12 protein-coding genes are annotated in these 18,171 nt (G+C 48.6%); 4 read left to right on the top strand and 8 right to left on the bottom strand.

Going from position 1 to position 18,171, the window contains the following annotated elements:
• Positions 1-73: 73 nt before the first annotated feature.
• The 3 genes from L0659_RS14120 (at position 74) to nhaA (ending at position 2,924) form a co-directional block, all read left to right on the top strand.
• A complete protein-coding gene (locus L0659_RS14120; RefSeq protein ID WP_235126768.1) occupies positions 74-1,267 on the top strand; it encodes a PAS domain-containing sensor histidine kinase in 1,194 nt (397 codons plus the stop codon).
• Entirely contained in the window at positions 1,260-1,652 is a 393-nt protein-coding gene (locus L0659_RS14115) for a response regulator (protein ID WP_310590704.1), read from the top strand. The genes L0659_RS14120 and L0659_RS14115 overlap by 8 nt, the downstream gene beginning before the upstream one ends.
• Before the next feature lie 66 nt (positions 1,653-1,718).
• On the top strand, positions 1,719-2,924 hold the full coding sequence (nhaA, locus tag L0659_RS14110; protein WP_235126766.1) for a Na+/H+ antiporter NhaA: 1,206 nt from the start codon (positions 1,719-1,721) through the stop codon (positions 2,922-2,924).
• A 120-nt stretch (positions 2,925-3,044) separates the two neighbouring features.
• Here nhaA and L0659_RS14105 read toward each other — a convergent pair whose 3' ends face one another.
• From L0659_RS14105 to L0659_RS14075, 7 genes are all read right to left on the bottom strand, one after another.
• Positions 3,045-3,440: a response regulator gene (locus tag L0659_RS14105; RefSeq protein WP_235126765.1), complete on the bottom strand. Its 396-nt coding sequence runs from the start codon at positions 3,438-3,440 to the stop codon at positions 3,045-3,047.
• A 115-nt stretch (positions 3,441-3,555) separates the two neighbouring features.
• The gene (gene soxC, locus L0659_RS14100) at positions 3,556-4,800 is read right to left on the bottom strand and encodes a sulfite dehydrogenase (RefSeq protein WP_235126764.1); all 1,245 of its coding nucleotides are present in this window, start codon (positions 4,798-4,800) and stop codon (positions 3,556-3,558) included.
• Positions 4,801-4,802: 2 nt separating this feature from the next.
• The gene (locus L0659_RS14095; protein ID WP_235126763.1) at positions 4,803-5,414 is read right to left on the bottom strand and encodes a c-type cytochrome; all 612 of its coding nucleotides are present in this window, start codon (positions 5,412-5,414) and stop codon (positions 4,803-4,805) included.
• Positions 5,395-7,047, bottom strand: a complete 1,653-nt coding sequence (locus L0659_RS14090) for a hypothetical protein (protein WP_235126762.1) — start codon at positions 7,045-7,047, stop codon at positions 5,395-5,397. Before L0659_RS14090 ends, L0659_RS14095 begins: the two co-directional genes overlap by 20 nt.
• A gap of 23 nt (positions 7,048-7,070) precedes the next feature.
• Positions 7,071-8,447: a DoxX family protein gene (locus L0659_RS14085; RefSeq protein ID WP_235126761.1), complete on the bottom strand. Its 1,377-nt coding sequence runs from the start codon at positions 8,445-8,447 to the stop codon at positions 7,071-7,073.
• Positions 8,448-8,465: 18 nt separating this feature from the next.
• Entirely contained in the window at positions 8,466-9,800 is a 1,335-nt protein-coding gene (locus L0659_RS14080; RefSeq protein ID WP_235126760.1) for a RagB/SusD family nutrient uptake outer membrane protein, read from the bottom strand.
• A gap of 12 nt (positions 9,801-9,812) precedes the next feature.
• The gene (locus L0659_RS14075) at positions 9,813-12,866 is read right to left on the bottom strand and encodes a TonB-dependent receptor (protein WP_235126759.1); all 3,054 of its coding nucleotides are present in this window, start codon (positions 12,864-12,866) and stop codon (positions 9,813-9,815) included.
• 500 nt (positions 12,867-13,366) lie between these two features.
• Here L0659_RS14075 and L0659_RS14070 point away from each other — a divergent pair, with 500 nt between their 5' ends.
• Positions 13,367-13,966: an HD family hydrolase gene (locus tag L0659_RS14070; RefSeq protein WP_235126758.1), complete on the top strand. Its 600-nt coding sequence runs from the start codon at positions 13,367-13,369 to the stop codon at positions 13,964-13,966.
• Between the two features lie 18 nt (positions 13,967-13,984).
• Here L0659_RS14070 and L0659_RS14065 read toward each other — a convergent pair whose 3' ends face one another.
• Positions 13,985-17,956 (bottom strand): two-component regulator propeller domain-containing protein, encoded by a 3,972-nt coding sequence (locus L0659_RS14065; protein ID WP_235126757.1) that lies wholly within the window; start codon positions 17,954-17,956, stop codon positions 13,985-13,987.
• Positions 17,957-18,171: the final 215 nt, after the last annotated feature.

Below are 18,171 nucleotides of genomic sequence, written 5' to 3'. Positions count from 1 at the left end.
AGAATGAGATAGACAATAGCTGATCCTTGGTTATATTGCATGATATCAATTGCAGCATCTTGCGCAAAATTTCATGGAAAATTCAGCCCTGCTTAAAGCAATTGTTGATCACGCGATCGATGGGATCATTACGATCAGTGACAAAGGCATTATTGAAACAATCAACCCCTCCGCCTGTCGCCTGTTCGGATACCCTGAAAACGAAGTAATCGGGCACAATATATCCATGCTCATGCCAACTCCCGACCGCGAGCAGCACGACGAATATCTCAACCATTACCACCGGACGGCGAAAAAGAACATCATTGGCAAAGGCCGGGAAGTGACAGGGCTCACGAAATACGGGGCGGCTTTTCCGTTCAGGTTGGCGATCAGCGAAGTGCAGTTTTCGGGACGTAAAATTTACACGGGTTTTATACACGACCTGAGCCGCGAAAAGCGGGCCGAAGAGCAACTGCGGGAATATGCGCTGCACCTCGAAGAACAAGTGGAAGAGCGCACGCGGCTGCTGACGGAGACAGTCCTGGCGCTTGAAAATGCAAAGGAAAAAGTAAGCAGGTCCCTGGAAAAAGAAGTCGAATTGGGCCAGTTAAAAAGCAGGTTTGTATCCATGGCTTCTCACGAATTCAGGACCCCGCTCAGCGCCATCCAGCTTTCGTCTATCCTGATCGAAAAATACTCGGGAGAATGCATCAGCCCCAATATTGAACGGCACACCGCCAAGATCAAGCATCTGGTAACCCACCTTACGGGAATCCTGAACGACTTCCTTTCGCTCGAAAGACTTGAAGCAGGCGAATTCAAGCCGGTTTTTTCGAATTTTGATCTTGTTAAATTTTCAGAAGAAGTCACTGAGGATATGCAGCTGATGGCCAAGCAAAACCAGCAGATCATTTACCGGCATACCGGCACATCCGCATTTGTACATCTGGATCCGTCCCTTCTAAAAAATGCCATCATCAACCTCATCAGCAACGCGATCAAGTACTCGGGCGAAGACACCTTTATTGAGTTCAATACCGAAGTTACGCCCTCACTGGTGACGATTACCATTAAGGACGACGGCATAGGCATCCCCATTGACGATCAGAGGCATTTGTTCGAAGCATTTTTCAGGGCGCATAACACCGGCAACATTGCAGGCACGGGCCTGGGATTGAACATTGTACGCCGGTATGTTGAGCTGATCGGCGGTCAGGTCCGGTTTTCCAGTGAGGTAAACCAGGGCACATCATTCACCCTCTCCTTCCCTACCAGGCATGAATGAAAAGATCCTGATCATAGAAGACAATGATGATATCAGAGAAAGCACAGCTGAGTTGCTGGAATTCTCGGGGTATGTGGTAAGCCGTGCGAGTAATGGTCAAAAAGGTGTTGAACTGGCATTCCAGCACCGCCCGGACCTGATCCTCTGCGACATTATGATGCCTGAGCTGGATGGCTACGGCGTGTTGCATTTGCTAAGCAAAACTCCCGGAACCGACACAATCCCGTTTATTTTCCTGACGGCAAAAGCAGAACGGCTCGACCTGAACAAAGGCATGGAAATGGGCGCCGACGATTACCTTACCAAGCCATTTGACGAGACCGAGCTGCTGAAAGCCATCGAAGGGAGACTGGACAAAGCAAGGAAAATCAAAACATTCATGTAATGTAGATTTTTGCGGTAGTTCAATTTTTGGGGGCATTTCTGGGCCATACTTACTAGTTTTACCGCTATGGCTACTCTGATCAACATCCATTCTTTTAAGAAATTTTTCCAATCCAGCTCAACCGGCGGGATAATCCTGATCATTTGCGTGATCATTTCACTGATCATCGCGAACTCCGGGGCCGGACCGGGTTATGAAAACCTTCTGGCAACTGAGATCGGAGCCGATCTGGGAGGCGTTCACTTGCGTTACCCCGTGCTGCTGTGGATCAATGACGGGTTAATGGCGATTTTCTTTCTGCTGGTAGGCCTCGAAATCAAGCGGGAACTGGTGGAAGGTGAATTGTCGTCTTTCAAAAAAGCCTCCCTTCCTATCCTGGCAGCAATGGGGGGTGTGCTGGCGCCTGCCACCATTTACTACGCATTCAATGCGGGCACCGAAACCGCTGCGGGCTGGGGAATTCCCATGGCAACGGACATTGCATTCGCCATTGCGATCATTTCCATGCTGGGAAAACGTGCGCCATCATCACTCAAAATCTTCCTTTCAGCCCTGGCTATCGTCGACGACCTGATCGCGATCCTGGTCATAGCCATTTTTTATTCTTCCGACATACATTACACTTATCTGTTATATGCATTTGGGATTTTCGTTTTTCTTTTGGTGCTTAACAAATTGAAGGTCAAAAATCTGGCGGCCTATCTCATCCCGGGGCTTTTTATCTGGTATTTTATTCATCATTCAGGCGTACATGCCACTATCGCGGGCGTTCTGACCGCATTCGCGATACCCACCACCCCGGATGCAACGGAGTCCCCATTGGAAAAACTTGAACATTTCCTCGTCAACCCGGTCAACTTTATCATCATGCCGGTGTTTGCATTGGCCAATACCAACATTCAGTTTGAAGCAGGCATGCTGGCGGGATTGACAACGGTGCTCGGGCTGGGAATAATCGCAGGACTTGTGATTGGAAAGCCCCTTGGAATTACGATTTTTTCATGGGTTGCAGTTAAACTTGGGATTGCCAAAATGCCCAAACACGCCTCCTGGCTTCATATTATGGGCGTGGGAATGCTGGGCGGCATTGGCTTTACCATGTCGATTTTCATTGCGCTGCTTTCCTTTACCGGAAAAGAGCTGATCCTGTCAGAAGCTAAATTCTCCATATTAACAGCTTCGGTGATTTCCGGGATAATAGGTTACATCTGGCTGAGCCGGGTGGAGCAAAAAAGAAAAAAAATTGGTTTCACTACCCCCCGAGATGAATAATCAGCCGCGCTTCAAGCAGATCGGTGTTGACCAGTTCATTGAAAAGACCGGTTCAATTCCAGAGCTGGTGGATGAACTCAAACAACTGATGGCATCGGATTAATCATTTGCGTAGATAATTTAATGCAAATGACCCGCTATAATGGCTGCGAACTCAATGTAACCTTCAAAAGAAGTTGGTTTTACAAAAAACGCGGTTACTCCTTCCCTATGCGCCTGCTCGATCAAAGTTTGGTTGCCGGAGGTGGAAAACATGACAATCGGTAGCGCAGCAAGCGAGGGCTTGGTTTTGATCTTGCTAAGCGTTTCCAGTCCATCCATCCGCGGCATATTCACGTCCAAAAGGATCAATGCAGGACTATCCGGACTGGTATCGCCAATAAGTTCAAAGAAATGCTGGCCGTCAATTGCTTCAATAATTGTAATGTCAGCGCTTACTTGTGTGAGGGCTTCACAGACCAGATATCGGTCGTCCGGGTCGTCGTCCACCAAGTAAACCCTTTTGGGCTTTTCCATCAACAATAATAGAGTGTAGTTACTAACAGCAAATATACAAATATTAGCGTTCCTCCTATGGTGGGATGGCCCGGCCAGTCCGCATTATGCTGTTAGCTAAACATTTAACATTCCATTAAGTGGCCTTAAACAAAACCTGTCCGTCTTTTTGCACATACCAGGCCGTTATGGGATTAAAATGATAACCCATGTTTCCCCCTCTGGCTGCGAGTAATTGTTTCAAAAAAGGCTGGACATAACCTGTTTCATCCACAGCCCGGCTCATAATCTCGGTGGGGTTGCCGTCCCATTGCCACAAATGCCTGAATGCCGTAATAGCTTTGTCCAGGATTGGTTCCTGCAAGGCAGCCGTCTTCCAGCTTTTGCCTGCATCCGTGCTCACTTCTACCCGCGCAATTTTCCCGCGCCCGCTCCACGCAATCCCCCGTATTTCGATCCAGCCAGCCTCTACTTTTGCCGGATAGCTTGGATAAGTGATAACCGACCTGGCGTCCATTGTGAAGCTGAATTGCCTGATTTTTCCACCGGCAACGGTTTCTGTATATTTTGAAGTTTCTTCGCGGGTCATAAATGGCGCGTCCGAAAGCTCGATGCGGCGAAGCCACTTTACACTCGCATTTCCCTCCCAGCCCGGCAGGAAAAGCCGTGCCGGATAACCCTGTTCCGGCCTTACTGCCTCGCCGTTCTGCGCATAGGCAATGATCGCGTCGTCGAACCCTTTTTTAACCGGAACGCTGCGTGTCATGACCGCGGCATCGCCTCCTTCGGCCAGAAACCAGCTTGCTTTTGGGCTCACGCCCACTTCCCGAAATATAGTGGAAAGCTTCACGCCTGTCCATTCGCTCTGGCTTACCAGCCCGCAGATTTCCTGTGGCCTCAGCTTGCCATCGTTGCTGCCGCGGTAATTGCCCGAACATTCCAGAAATGCCGTTCGCGAAACGGAGGGAAAACGTTTGAGATCGGCCAGCGTGAAAACCATCGGTTTGTCCACCATGCCATGAATGACAAGTTCATATTTGGCGGGATCAATGGCCGGAACACCGCCGTGATGCCGTTCATAATGCAGGTCAGAGGGCGTTATCGTCCCGTACAGATCTTGTAACGGAGTGCGTGAAGAAGTGTCCGAAGGGGCTTTGACCGGCTTTTCAAATGCCGAGCGCGTTCCTAATGTTCCCGGAGGAACACCGGGCACTTTGGTAGGATCGTCGCTCATGTTTTCAGCCTGGGTAAGTGCTGCCTGAAATGCTTTCCCCTGCGCAGTTTGCACCAGCACCACAGTAGCCGCAGCTGCTCCGGCGAGGAGATTTCTGCGGCTGATTCTGATTCCGGCAGAGTCGTTCTTATCGTTTGTGGTATTCATTATTATTTGATTTCCGGCCCGTCGATGCGGTCGTCGGGAACGAATTTGTCCTGTGCCGGCATTTTAACTTTTGGCAGGTTTTTCGCATTTAATGTGTTTTTATCATCCCATAACCCGTTGGCATTGAGCAGAAAAGCCGTAATGCTGTACACTTCTTGATCCGTTAATGATCCGGGCTGGTTGAATGGCATGGCGCGGCGGATGTAGTCAAAAACGGTTGTGGCGTAAGGCCAGTAATTTCCGATGGATTTGATTCTTCGCGCCCCGCTGCTTTTACCAGCGGAATCCGGCGCTGCTACAAGCCGGTCATTCGGGCCCTCGGTTCCGGTTGCCCCGTGGCAGGCTGCACATTTCAACGCGTAAATTTCGCGGCCCCGGGAAACATTGCCCTCGCCCGCAGGCAATCCCTTTCCGTCGGGCGAGATGTCAATGTCCCATGCTGCAATTTGTTTTGCAGAAGCTTTTTTACCGAAGCCGAAGCTTTTAGGCCAGTCAAGCGTGTCGCCCAATGTTTTATTTGTTCGTCCAAAATGGTTTTCGCGCTTCACAGCGGCCACCAGCAAAAGCATGGCCAGCACGGACCATATGCTGTATCTAATCGTATTTTCCCGCATTTAATGTACTTTTCGCCAGGACATAAAGTCTTTCAACCCGATCCAGGACCACGTAAATCGTATCTTTCTTTTCATTAATCCCGTGCAAGATCACGCGTGAGCCGTCCTGTGTGGTGTAGTTCAAAATCATGCGGTTGCGCTTTTCGCGGCGTGGCTTCGTAGCAAATTCCTTATCGCGACGGGCCGAGTAGGCAATGGGATCGATCATTTTATTTTCATCACCGATACGGGCCAGTGCGGCCTTGCTGATCCAGTTTTTATCTGCATTACGATCACCTTCTCCGCGCACCCGTGCACCTTTTTCGGCGCGGCCGGCTTGTGGCTTTTGCTCCTGTCCTACTCCGTCACGGGCACCGCCTTTTGCATATTTATCTCTTAAATACAATGTATGCGCAATGGTGTCTGCAAGATAATGATAGACCCGCTGCCCGCCTGCTGTCCCGGTAAGCTCAAATGTGCGACCGATGTCACGCATAGGCGCGCCGCCGCCATTGGAAAGATCCAGCGGATGTGGCTTGTTCACTTTGAATGTCAGGGTAGTCCAGTTTTCAAAAGTCGCCCATTGCCATCTGAGTGTGTCTGTGGGCGAATAAGGGATGGTTTGGTTGTTGACTTTGAATTCAGTCACATTGTAATTCCCGCGCAATGTTTTTACGCCTGCAGTCGCTGGCTGCTTGTAGGGATCGTATTTAAAATTTATGTATTGTAAATAAAATAAATGCACGAGGAATAATGCGAAGACGCTGATTTTCAATGCGTAGCGTAAGTATTTACCGTTCTTTGAAAAGAACGGGTAGATGTTGTTTGGGGTTGTGAAGCGTTCTAGCACAATCAGGTTCCAGAGTTTTGGGGTGTCTTTGATCAATAGAAATGCGGCCAGCAGCACAAAGTAGGAACTGTATGCGTGTACGCCGCCGTCGTAGGCGAAGTTTACATAAACGATATCCCCCAAAGCGCCAAGCAGCAGTATCGCACCCAATGTTGTGGTTCCCCTGAAAAAGAGTAAAATCCCGGCGGTAAGCTCCACTACGCCGGCAAACACCTGGTACCAGGGCACAATCCCGACCGAAAGCCAGTAAATTTTCTGCAAAGTGAAGTCCCCGAAATTCGTGTTCAGCAACCCGAGCGAGGGATATGGCATTTGTGTAGGCAGCAATTTGGTAAAACCAAAACCAATGATGCCGATCCCGGCCCGGTAGCGCACCACGACCCTTAGCCAGTAATAAAGCAGATTGTAGTTAGCGGGCTGCGGCTTCCGCAACCGGTCAATGCCTGTCCAGATCAGCCCGACGACCGTTGCAGCCAGAAATGTGATGATCCAGGTGGCGTAACCATTGAGCGGGCTTCCGAAAATGGTGCGGCCAAAGAAATCGAGCCCGCTACCAAACCGGGCAATGTCATATACATCGCGGTAATGCAGCCGCGTCCAATCGAAACTGACCAGGGAAGTGTACCATTCCGCACTGTTTGGAATGCTCATGGCTATAAAAAACACGAAAGCGATCCGTAACAGAAGTTTCTGCCATTCAGGCCATTTTGCGGATCCGGTGGGGTTAAGCTGCGGGTTTGCCTGGCTGATTTCTTCAACCGTAGCCAATTCTGTGTCTGTATTTAATTTGATCGTCGACAACATATTCAATTAGGTTTGATCAATGATTAAAGTTTGAATTCTCCCCGGCGCCCCACTTTCTGAACTTCCTGGAACAAGTATTTTTTATTGATTTTTTTCAATGCCACAAACAGCGAGTCGTTCGATTTACTCACTCCTGAAAGCAAGATCGTCGTGGAATCAGGTCTGGAATAATGCAATGTCAGCTGGTCCGAAGCATCCACTTTATTGGTCAGTTTCAATGTCCTTGATCCCGAATCATGCTCGTAGCTGTAATAATGTCTGCCTCCCGAGCCTGCCTGTTCATAGTTGCGCTTGGCGTCATCAAAATCAATGTGCTCAACATTGGCTGAATCGATAACCCCCGGTGCCGACGAGCGAACGCTTAATGTGGCCCAATTCTCAAACACAACATCTTTCCACCTGACCGGATCAAGAGGCGAATAAGCCAGCGTATCGCCGTTGATGACAAATTGCTCGACATTATAAAGCCCGGCCGCTTTGGCTAGCCCTGGTTTGGTTGGATATTGATAGGAATACGTGTGATATCCTGCATAGCTTTTATATCCGTAAATGACCACAAAAAACAAAATAAAAGCGGCCTTGAATGCTATACGGGCATATTTCAAGTTGTTTTGTATAAAAACAGGCTTAAACCGGCTGGGAAAAGTCGGCTTGCCCAGTGTAAGCAGGTTGTTGAGCCGGTTGGCATCGAAAGCAAACAGGAACAATGCTAACACAATCAGGTAAAAACTGTAAATGTACTCGCCGCCTTCATAGGCAAGATTTGAGAAAAACACATTGCCCGTAAATGGAATGATGATCAGCGTGGCCAATGTTGTGGTACGGCGATGCAGCAACAGCAAACCGCCAACCAGTTCAACCAACCCCAGAAAAGATTGATAATCAGGCACAACACCCAGACTTAGTGCAAATAACTTCCACGCACTAAAATCACCGTACGCTGTATTCAGGTTGCTCAATGAAGGCAGCGGCGCTTGCAGGGGAAAGAATTTGATAAATCCATAGGCAATCAAACCAGCCGCCAGACGGTAACGAACGATCACGCGCAGCCAGTAATAAAGCTGGTTATACTCTTTTTTGTCCTTATCCCGGTTGCCCCAGACAATGCCTCCTATAACCGCGATCAGCAAAATGACCGCCCAGTTTGCCCATGTATCGGGCCCGGAGAAAAATCTCGGCTGATATCGTGATAGCTCGAAAATATCCCCGTAAGTCAGGTCGAACCAGTTGATCTGAAAAACCTGACGATAAAATTTCCAGTCAAGCGGGACGCATTGAATGACAAAATAGATGAATGCAATGCGGAACAACACTTTTTCAAACGGTTTCCATTCACCGGGAGCAGAAGTCAGGGGCTCGCCGGGACGGACCTGGGCTTCATAAATAGCTGCGCTGGACATAAGGTTTTGGTTTTGGGATTAATAACCTGGATTTTGTTTCAATGCTTTGTCAATCAAGAGCTGTTCGGCGGGCACCGGAAGCAGTAATTTGCTTTCGTCCGTAACATTCAGGACCTGTGCGGCACGGCCCGTGCGCACGAGGTCAAACCAGCGGTCAGGCTCCAATGCGAATTCGATTCTTCTCTCGTTTTCAATGGCCAGCAGCAACGCAGCCTTATTGGTAGCAGTAAGCTTTGCGATCTCAGCCCTTTCTCGAACAACATTCAGATCGGCCAGTGCGCCGGTAAGGTTTCCAATTTGCGCCCGTGCCTCTGCGCGGATCAGGTACATTTCGGCAATGCGGATGACGTAGGTCGGGTCCGTAGCCGGGCTGCGGTAATACAGGTTTCCGTACCATCGGCCCTGGTTGTCTTTGGCAACCAGCGTGCTGCGGTTCCCGCCAACTTTAGGATCGTTTGCCAATGCTACAAAAGCGTCATTTGGCGCCCATTGCCGCGTTCCTCCTTTTTCCTGAGGCTGCCATTGCCCGCGGTGGCTGTTGGTTTCATTGATACTGTAAAAAATCTCGAAAACAGATTCCGTCGTCCCTCTCGCATCATTGGCAAAAAACGCGTTGTAAGGCTTTACAAGTTGATAGTTGCTGGCATCCGCGATGATTTTGTCGGCATATTCCGCTGCTTTTGCGTAATCTTTCTGGTATAAATAAAACCGCGATTTCAAAGCCCATACCGTCTTTTTGGTCGCACGGAAACGATCGGTTGTTTCAGGCAAAAGCGTTTCTGCGGCATTCAGGTCGGCCAGTGCCTGGGCATAAACTTCTGCCTGCGAACTGCGCGCAACGCCCCGGTTATCCTGCGGTGTTAATGTTGGTTTGGTAATGATCGGCGCACCGCCCCATATCCTGGCCAGATCGAAATAGGCAAACGCCCTGAGGAAATAAGCCTCCCCGATGATCTTGTTCCTTTGCGCTTCGGTAAGTGACGGGTCCTGTACAGCAGGCACTTTATCCAGTACATGGTTCACCCGGTTGAGCATGCTGTAAATGCCCGTCCAGACCGAAGAAACGGTCGGGTTTTCTGCATTAACCTTGTGATTAATAAATTCCTGAACCTGCGATTGCGAGCCGGTCCATTGAATGTTATCGCCTGACAAATAGCCGATAGATTGCAGATTGACACTGTAATAGCTTCTGAATGAGTCGTATGCACCATTTATGGCCGTTTCTGACGAGGCTTTGTCAATAATGGTCTGCTGGTCGGAAATGGAGGCTTTGGGCTGCACGTCCAGGAACTGATCGCAGGACGTCAGGAACATCAGAACCCCGAGTATGGTAATATTTTTGAATGATTTCATGTAGGTCAATTTTTAAAATGTCAGATTAACGCCAACCAAAACGCTTCTCGGCTGCGGCGGTGTGCCCAGGTCAATGCCCTGTTCGTTTTGCACGCTTGAAGAGCTGGATTCTGGATCCAGACCCGTGTATTTGGTGATGGTGAAAAGGTTGGTTCCGGTTACGTAAAGGCGCAGCGAAGAAATCCCGCGCACCGGAATGGTGTAGCCAATGGCCAGCGAACGCAGCCTGATAAATGAGCCGTCTTCCAGCCAGCGGCTTCCGCCATCGCGATAATTATTGACATTCACACCATCCGGGCGAGGCACATCCGTGATGTCGCCGGGCTTTTGCCAGCGGTCGTTGTTGCTCGCAAAAATGATCCTCGCCGCATCCCGCGCGCCGCCGCCTTCACCGAAGAATTTGTTGTGGTTATAAACCTTGTTCCCGTACTGAAATGCAAGGAATGCATTGACGTCAAATCCTTTGTAGGTAATGCTGTTGGTCAGCCCGCCGAAGAATTTAGGCCAGATGCTGCCGTCGATCTGGCGGTCGGCGACGGTAATTTTGCCATCCTTATTGACATCTTCGTAAACGGTGTTACCCGTCTGCGGATCCACATAAAGCTGCTTGTAAACCCAGAAAGAATAAAGCGGCTGGCCTTGCTGTAAAAGGATCAGGCTCCGGCTGCCGTATTCCAGTGGATTTTCCAGCTTTTCGATTTTATTGATGTTCCTGGCCACATTGAAGCTCGTTGTCCAGGAAAATGTACTATTCTGAACATTCACCGAACGGATGGCCAGTTCAAATCCCTTGTTGCTGATCTCGGCCGTGTTGCTCCGATAATTGGCAAAACCCGTCGTGGCCGGAAGGGTGAGCGATAGTAAGCCGTTGCTCGTGTATTTTCTGTAAACATTCACTTCTATACCCAGCCTGTCGCCGAAGAATGCAATGTCTGCACCCGCGTTAAACTGGTTGGTGCGCTCCCATTGAAGGTCTGGATTGGCGAGTTGCTGTGGCGCTATGCCGGGATTTCCCTGATAAGGCGAGCCGCTGCCCCAAAGGCCCAATGCTGCAAAGCTGCCCAGACCATTCTGATTACCGGTAACGCCATAGCTTGCACGGATTTTCAAGTCGCTCAGGACGGCCACATTTTTAAGAAAATTTTCCTGCTTAACCCGCCAGGCGCCGCCTACGGAGGGGAAATAGCCCCATCGCCTATCCGCGCCAAAACTGGAAGAACCATCCGCACGAATGCTGAAATCGATCAGATATTTGCCGCCGTAATTGTAATCGATCCGTGAGAAGAATGATGCAAGGTTCTTTTTAGACCAGCTGTTAGAGCCCGTAGTCGTGGCTGCGGAAGAGATCAGTTTGAAAGCGTTATTGGCAAAACCCCGTCCCGTTGATGTCGTTCCCGTGTTCAGATCGCTTTGAATGGTGTTACCGATCAGGATGCCGAAGCTGTGTTTTGTACCAATTTTATGTCGGTAAGTAAGCGTTTGCTCGTTGATCCATGTCGTTGCCTGGCCATTGTTTGCGGTCGCCAGGCCATTCGGACTTCCTGAGATCAGGAATGTGTTCCAGTATTCGTTTTCGTCATAATTGTTGTAATCCAATCCCCAGCTTGTGCGGAATTTGAGATTAGGCAAAATATCTGCCTCAGCATACAGATTTCCAATGTACCGCAAGCTCACCGACTTCACATCGTAATGCTGCAACAGCAACGTTACATTATCAAATCCTGCACGGCCAACGAGTTCGCCGTTTTCATTGGTGGGTGACAAATAAGTAGGCGTATGCAAGGCAGCCTGCAAAAGTCCGCCCGCCGGTCCATCGCCTGCACGGGCCTGGTTACGGAATGTGCGTGCAAAGCTGTTGCTCACCCCGATCTGCACTTTATCGGAAATTTTCTGGTCCAGATTTACCTTGAAACTGGCGCGGTTGAAGTTGATAGGTTTCAATATCGACTCCTGGCTGTTGTAACCCCCGCCAATGTAATATTTGGTAGTGGCCGTTCCTCCTGAAACCGACAAGTCGTAATTTTGAACGGGCGCCGTTTGGAAAATTTCACCTAATCTGTCATACGTTTTCTGTTCCTCCGGCAGGCCGCGGCCTCCCTCGGAAGCGGGCCGGAATGGCCGATTTGCCTCTGTGCGGTTTAATGATGGCGTGTCCTTGCCGGTGTTGATCCACCATTCATTCACGAGCTGCGCGTGCTCCGGGCCGGTGGTCAGTTCCCATAGTTTTTCTGCTTTGGCCAAACCATAGGAAGCATTCAGGCTAACCTTTGCCTTTTGGTTGTATTTCCCTCTTTTCGTGGTGATTAATATAACCCCGTTCGCGCCCCGCGAGCCGTAAAGTGCAGTGGCTTCTGCATCCCGCAGCACTTCCAGGCTTTCAATGTCATTAGGATTAATGTCGGCAATAGGCGAAGTTGCTTTTCCACCGGTCCCGATGGTCTGCATACTGTTGCTGTTCATAAACACGCCGTCGATCACATACAACGGATCATTATCACCATTGATGGAAGTCGCACCGCGCACGCGGACCGTTACCGCTTCTCCCGGGACACCCGTATTGGAAGTGATCTGAACGCCAGGCACTTTGCCTTGCAGCTGCGCATCAAAACTCCCCGCGGGAATGTTTTTCACATCCGTAGGGTCCACTTTTGTAATGGAACCAATCAGATTTTTCCGTTCCTGTGTGCCATAACCGACCACCACAACCTCATTAAGCTGTCGCTGGTCGGCTGTCAGCGTGACCGAAAGTTGCCCTTTATTCCCCGGTTTTATTTCCTGGGTCGTATAGCCGATGTAAGAAACAACCAGAATCGCATTTGGCTCAGCCTCAATGCTAAATCCGCCTTTCGCATCTGTGGTAGTCCCTATATTGGTCCCTTTTAAATGGATATTAACCCCCGGCAGTCCTTCGCCCCCTGCGTCAGTTACATTGCCCTGAACTTGGGCTGAGTTCGACTGCTGGCTATAACCGGCCAGGGTGAAGAGCAGCAGGGCCGCAGTCGTGATGGTCTTGATAAGGCGACCTGCCTGATTGTTAGGCGATGGTTCCTTTTTTGTAAAAAACATACATTCAAATGGTTTAACTGGTGAAATATTTGCCTTAGTATATAGATTAAATAGTCTATGCGAATCAGTAAAAGTGGATATAGCGATCTTTTGAACAGACCTTATGGAGTCTTCAAAACTTGTGTATCAACTTTTATGGGAATTACTTTCCAGCATCAACTTTGGCCGAGGAGGCTTCCATTGTTGCCGGTTTAAATATTCACTTCAATAGAAGCGGATATTTAATTGAGATCCTGCTGGTGGTAACAAGATTACTCTACTAACTTAATAGACAAATATTATGCAAATATTTTATTCGTGCAAATGCTGACCCAATAAAAGCCGAAAATTTTTCATCACCGGGCGGATTTCCGAGTTTTTGATCATTATTTGCTTTTTAAAGGGCTTTGGAGGTATATTCTCAAAAAAATCCTTGGCCTGAACTGGCTCCGCGTCATCCGCCAGGTTACGGAAGAGAAATGACCGGGAAAAATCAAGTGTTTTAATTCAACATTAACAATATGGAAATCAGCAACCTGATCAAGCAAATCGAGTTCATCAAGGAAGTGGACAAGCTTAAATATATCCTTCGCAAAACGAAGCTGTTTAATAGCGACCGAAATGAAAATGATGCCGAGCATAGCTGGCATTTATCCCTGATGGCCATCGTTCTGGCGGGGCATGCCAACTTCCCCATTGACTTGCTCAAAGTGGTCAAGATGCTGCTAATCCACGATATTGTCGAGATCGATGCGGGCGATACATTTATATATGACACACAAAAAAATCATAGCAATACGGACGAAGAAAGACTGGCTGCAAACCGGATCTTCGGATTATTGCCTGCGGATCAAGCAAATGAGCTGATAGCGATCTGGGAGGAGTTTGAGGAAGGGCAAACGAATGAAGCCAAATTTGCAAGGGCAATGGACCGCCTGGAACCGCTGCTTCAAAACACGTCGAATAATGGCGGGACCTGGACGGAGTTCGGTGTCAGTTATGAAAAGGTGTATGCCAAAAAGCAAATCATTCAGCAGGGTTCCGAATCAATCTGGCAATATGCCGAGCAGCTGATCAATGAAAGCGTTGAAAAAGGAATCTTAAAAAAGGAAGCACCCTAACCCTCTCATTAACAAAGATCACACGCTGCGCCCGCGCAGTTCGTGAACGTAATTGGAAGGGCTGATGCCGAATTGCTTCTGAAAATCCCTCGAAAAGTTGGTTGGAATGCTGTATCCGACCATATCGGCCACTTCGTTGATCTTGTATTTGTTTTCAGCCAGCAACTCGGCAGCCCTTTTCAGTCGCGACAGGTTAATGAGCTCATTGGGCGTCATATCTGAAATGCCTTTGATCTTGCGATACAATGTCGGCCGGCTCATGTTCATCAGGGACGACAGCAAGTCCACGTCAAGGTTGCTGTCTGCGATCCGCTTGCCGATGATGGTGTTTAGTTGTTCCAAAAACTGCTTATCCGCCGTCGAGAATGCGATGCCCCGGATGTGCGTGAGCGGCGAGCGGGCGAAATATTCCTTGATAATGTTTCGGTTGTTGATCAGATTGGTGATTTGCGCAGCCAGATGGTCCAGTGAAAACGGCTTTTCAATGTAGGCGTCCGCCCCTACTTCCAGCCCTTCGATCCGGGAATTGATCGAGTTTTTGGCAGTCAGAAGAATGATCGGAATGTGGCTGAACTGCACGTCGTTTTTGATCTTTTTACACAATTCAATGCCGTCCATAACCGGCATCATAATGTCGCTGATCACCAGGTGAACATTCTCATGCTGCAAAATCTCAATAGCCTGCTGACCGTCCAGGGCACGCATCACATGGTAAGAAGCGCTCAGCTCGCGGCTCAGATATCCGAGAATTTCAACATTGTCTTCCACGATCAGGACGACAGGCCTGGCTGGATCGGCGGCATCATCCTGCCCGTTTGCTACCAGAAAATCACCCGGAATTTCCTCATTCAAGCCTTTCAAGTCCATTTCATAATCCTGGTGGATCGGCAGTGAAAGCAGGAATGTATTGGACTGCATATCCCTGTGTTTCAGTTCCAGACTGCCTTTGTGGAGCTCTGCAAGTGATCGTGACAGCGGAAGGCCAATGCCGGTCCCCTCCTGTTTCTGGCTGGCTTCCACGCGGTAGAATGGCTCGAAGATCTTCTCCTTTTCGTCATCACCAATGATCAGGCCATCGTTCGTAAACTCGATATGAAAGAGCAGATCATCGCTGCTGAATGGCAAAAGCCTGACCTTAACCGAATGATCGGCATACTTAATTGCATTGTTGATCAGGTTGCTGATGATCTTTTTACAAGCTTCAATGTCTACAAAAGCATTCAAAGTAATGCGGGGAAGTTCGATGTTGTAGGTTAAGTTCTTCTGTTCGGCTGCCGGCCTGAAAGTAGTAAAGACATCGCTCAGCAGCTCGTTCATGTCTGTTTTTGTAAAATTCAGACTAAAATTATTCGCCTCGGCCTTCCTGAAATCAAGCAGCTGATTGGTCAGGTCAATGAGGCGATTGGTATTTTTATTGATCATATTCAGGTTCTCAAATGTTTCCGCACCGGCGGTTTTGTCGGCAAGCAACTTGTCCAGCGGCATTTTGATAAGCGTTAGCGGCGTTCTGATTTCGTGGGCAACGTTGGTAAAAAAATCAATTTTAGCATTATAAATTTCGCGTTCCTTCCCGATCTGGATCGTATCAATCTCACGTTTATTCTTCTCCGTTACCGCCAGATGGTAGTAGCGCAAAAGGGTCAGCACAATGGCTGTTGTAAATGCTGCATAGAACAAATAGGCCCAGACCGTAGCCCACCAGGGAGGCAAGATTTCAATGTTAAGCCGCGTTTCACGGCTATTCCACAGCAGATCATTGTTCGACCCCTTTATCCTTAACACATAATTGCCCGGCGGGAGTTTTGAAAAATAGATTTTTCTGTTGTTGCTCACATTAAGCCACTCATTGTCAAGCCCCTCCATCTGATACATATAACGGTTCATCTGCGGGATCACATAACTGAGCGCGGCCACATCGAATGTCAGATTGGAACGGTCATAAGGCAGCCGGATCGATTTTGCGTAAACCGGCGATTGTTTTAACGGTGAATCCTTGCCGCCGATGCGGAGTTCCTGGTTGTTGGACTGAATGCCCGTAATGTAAACCGGCGGCATATAGGCGTTCTTCACAAATGTCTTCGGCTTGAAGCTGATCAGGCCTGCTACTGTGCCGAAAAACAAGGTGCCGTCATCATTTTTATAGGCAGAATTATAGTTAAACTGCTCGCTGGGCAGTCCGTTGGCTTCGTTGTAATTGGTAAATTTTCCAGTCTTTGGATCCAGCATTGAAAGGCCGCGCGAAGTTGAAATCCAGCAGTTCCCGGCCTCATCTTCCAAAACCCTGAAAACCTGGTTGTCAGGCAGGCCGTCCTCAATGCGGTAATTTTTGAATTTTTGTGAAATAGGGTTGTATCGGGACAAGCCATGCTCGGTGCAAAACCAGAAATCGCCATTCTTGCTTTGGTAGAGGCTGTTAATGTAATTATCAGGCAAGCCGTTGTTTTTGCCTGCCTCATATTGTATCCTGCCTTTTTTGTTTGTTTTTGGATTAAAATAAAAAATCCCCCCGCCGTAGCTAGCCACCCAGAGCGTGCCCTGCTTATCCTCATGAATGCTCTGGACCTGCGCATTAAAGAACTTCATCTGCGTAAAATCGTCCGTCTTTCGGTTATACTTGAACAAGCCCGACCAGGTGCCTACCAGAATGTCCGATTCACGCGTTTTGTACAAAGTGACGATGAAATTACTGCCAAAAGTATTGGGCATACTGGTGCTGTAATGCCGCACGACCTTGTTGGTTTTCAGGTCCATCACATCCAATCCATGCTCATAGGTGCCTATCCACAGCTCATTCCCGTCGGCTACCAGACCGTGCAGGTTACGGTAAGCAATGCTGCCTTTTTTCCCGTCGGGTAGAAAAGATCTGAATGTTCGGGTTTTCAGATCGAGCTGATTGAGGCCGGCGTCTTCGGTCCCGATCCAGAGTTTGCCGTGTTGATCTTTGGTAATCTCATGGATCAGATTGCCGCTGATGCTGTTGCCTGGCTGCTGGAAATATTTTTGAAAATGGTTGAATTCCGATGAATAATAATTGACGCCGCCAAACTGCGTGCTGACCCATATGCCGCCTTCCCTATCCTTGAAAATGGCATTGATAATGTTGTCTGTGATCGAATAGGCGTTGTATTTTTCCTTAACGATCTGATCCATTTTCTTCTTTTTCAGATCCAGGATATACAGCCCCGACTCCGAGCCCAGCCAATATTCACCCTTCCGGTTTTCAAAGAATGTGTGAATGTAAATGTCCTCCTTCTGGCCGGTTTGCGCGGAAACGTCGGACAATTCGCCGGACCGGAAATTGAACAGCATGATCCGCTTCATATTCCCGATCAGCAGCGTGGAATCCGAAACCGATTGCATGCGCATATTCGAAAAAATCTCATCCACACGGCCTGCAAGGCTGTACTCAGCAATGTTACCCTTTTCCGGACTGTAACAGCGAATGGTGCCATTGCTGCTGGCTACCCACACTTTGCCGCCTTTCGAAACGTGAATAGAAACCGTGTTATCCGCATTGGGAAGTGCTTTAACCTTCCCGGTTTTGGAATCGAACCGGTAAAGCTGGTTATCGGAAATGATCCAGACGCCTCCCACTTTATCGCCGCGGATGACGCGCACTTCGCCTGAGGGAATCAGCCGGAAAGGTTGAAACCGGTCAGCAACCGGGTCGTAAATGTAAATGCCCTTATGCGTGCCGATCCATAACTTTTCATTGTGATCCTCGTACAACGAAAAAACCGAGTTGCTGCCCAGGCTTGCGGAGTCGCCCTGTATGCTCCTGAAAATCTTGAATGCATTGCCGTCAAACCGGTTGAGGCCGTTGCGGCTGGCGATCCAGATGAAGCCCTTTTTATCCTGGACAATGTCGCCCGTCGTGTTGCCGGAAAGGCCGTCGGAAACCTTGTAATTTTTGAAATAATACGGAACGTCCTGGCCGTGGCTGGTCAGGAAGAAAAACAGGCAGCAGAACGTATAAATTAGATTTTTCACCAAAGCATCGGACCAAAGCCAGGCAATGTGCCGACTAGATTCTGATTAAACATTTTATAAATATATCCCTGCAAAATCACTGATAAATAACAAAAATTATAGTTGAGACATTTTGATCTAAAATTGAGACTCACAGATCATTTCATTAATGAACAAAGAAGGAACTTCGCGGCAGTTTAAATAAGTCCAATTAATTAATCAGATAGTAACAAGTC

It is taken from the genome of Dyadobacter sp. CY347 (assembly GCF_021502655.1).
GTDB lineage: Bacteria > Bacteroidota > Bacteroidia > Cytophagales > Spirosomataceae > Dyadobacter.
This window is presented reverse-complemented; position numbering and strand designations above follow the sequence as displayed.

Coding starts and splice junctions, on each gene's coding strand:
- L0659_RS14120 (WP_235126768.1), top strand. CDS start 74: ATGGAAAATTCAGCCCTGCTTAAAGCAATTGTTGATCACGCGATCGAT.
- L0659_RS14115 (WP_310590704.1), top strand. CDS start 1,260: ATGAATGAAAAGATCCTGATCATAGAAGACAATGATGATATCAGAGAA.
- nhaA (WP_235126766.1), top strand. CDS start 1,719: ATGGCTACTCTGATCAACATCCATTCTTTTAAGAAATTTTTCCAATCC.
- L0659_RS14105 (WP_235126765.1), bottom strand. CDS start 3,440: ATGGAAAAGCCCAAAAGGGTTTACTTGGTGGACGACGACCCGGACGAC.
- soxC (WP_235126764.1), bottom strand. CDS start 4,800: ATGAATACCACAAACGATAAGAACGACTCTGCCGGAATCAGAATCAGC.
- L0659_RS14095 (WP_235126763.1), bottom strand. CDS start 5,414: ATGCGGGAAAATACGATTAGATACAGCATATGGTCCGTGCTGGCCATG.
- L0659_RS14090 (WP_235126762.1), bottom strand. CDS start 7,047: ATGTTGTCGACGATCAAATTAAATACAGACACAGAATTGGCTACGGTT.
- L0659_RS14085 (WP_235126761.1), bottom strand. CDS start 8,447: ATGTCCAGCGCAGCTATTTATGAAGCCCAGGTCCGTCCCGGCGAGCCC.
- L0659_RS14080 (WP_235126760.1), bottom strand. CDS start 9,800: ATGAAATCATTCAAAAATATTACCATACTCGGGGTTCTGATGTTCCTG.
- L0659_RS14075 (WP_235126759.1), bottom strand. CDS start 12,866: ATGTTTTTTACAAAAAAGGAACCATCGCCTAACAATCAGGCAGGTCGC.
- L0659_RS14070 (WP_235126758.1), top strand. CDS start 13,367: ATGGAAATCAGCAACCTGATCAAGCAAATCGAGTTCATCAAGGAAGTG.